The following is a 683-nucleotide window of genomic DNA, read 5'->3' as shown; positions in this document are numbered from 1 at the left end:
TTCGGGGAAGGGTGGGGTTCGGATGACGAACATCCAGAACGGTATGCCCGCGCAGCAGCTTCCCAACGTGGTGTGGCGGAAGAGCCGCCACAGCGGAGCGGTTGGTAACTGCGTTGAATTGGCACCATTGGTCGACGGCGGTATCGCCGTCAGGAACTCGCGCTACCCCGACGGTCCAGCACTGGTCTACAGCAGGGATGAGATAGCCGCTTTTCTGCACGGAGCCAAGGACGGCGAGTTCGACGACTTGATCGTCTGACCAGCCGAGCCGACGTCCCGTGCGGAGCCATGGTTGAAGACCTGACGAGGAATATCGGTGGCGCCATGAACGAGATTATCAACGGCTTGCAAGCTCTGATGGCTCGCGACTTCCAGTTCGCGCACCCGCGCGACGCCAACGGCGGCTTGGTCGCCGTGGTCGGGATTCGTGTGCACCGCGGGGTTTTCGACATCCTGCAGCTCTTCGGTGAGCACGATGCCGATGCGGCGCGGATTCCCGGCGACGAGGCGGATGTTCTCTTCCCGAGCAAGGTGCTCTGGCGGACGACCGGTTCGGCTCGCGAGGTGATCAACGATCTGCTCGCGCTCGCCGAACCCGTCCCGGAGGTCGGTGCCGAGGCCAAGGGCTGCTGGCTGCCGACCCACGCGGGCCGCTCGGCCTGGCTGGCCGCCTCCGCCTGACC

Annotated in this window: 2 protein-coding genes; both read left to right on the top strand. The window is 65.2% G+C overall.

Annotation, left to right across the window (positions count from 1 at the left end; translation table 11 throughout):
- Positions 1 to 22 precede the first annotated feature (22 nt).
- A complete protein-coding gene (locus MOQ72_RS44185; RefSeq protein WP_242192045.1) occupies positions 23 to 259 on the top strand; it encodes a DUF397 domain-containing protein in 237 nt (78 codons plus the stop codon).
- 65 nt (positions 260 to 324) lie between these two features.
- Positions 325 to 681: a hypothetical protein gene (locus MOQ72_RS44180; protein WP_242192044.1), complete on the top strand. Its 357-nt coding sequence runs from the start codon at positions 325 to 327 to the stop codon at positions 679 to 681.
- The last annotated feature ends 2 nt before the right edge of the window (positions 682 to 683 follow it).

This window comes from Saccharopolyspora soli, assembly GCF_022678645.1.
Taxonomy (GTDB): domain Bacteria; phylum Actinomycetota; class Actinomycetes; order Mycobacteriales; family Pseudonocardiaceae; genus Saccharopolyspora; species Saccharopolyspora soli.
This window is presented reverse-complemented; position numbering and strand designations above follow the sequence as displayed.

Coding starts and splice junctions, on each gene's coding strand:
- MOQ72_RS44180 (WP_242192044.1), top strand. CDS start 325: ATGAACGAGATTATCAACGGCTTGCAAGCTCTGATGGCTCGCGACTTC.
- MOQ72_RS44185 (WP_242192045.1), top strand. CDS start 23: ATGACGAACATCCAGAACGGTATGCCCGCGCAGCAGCTTCCCAACGTG.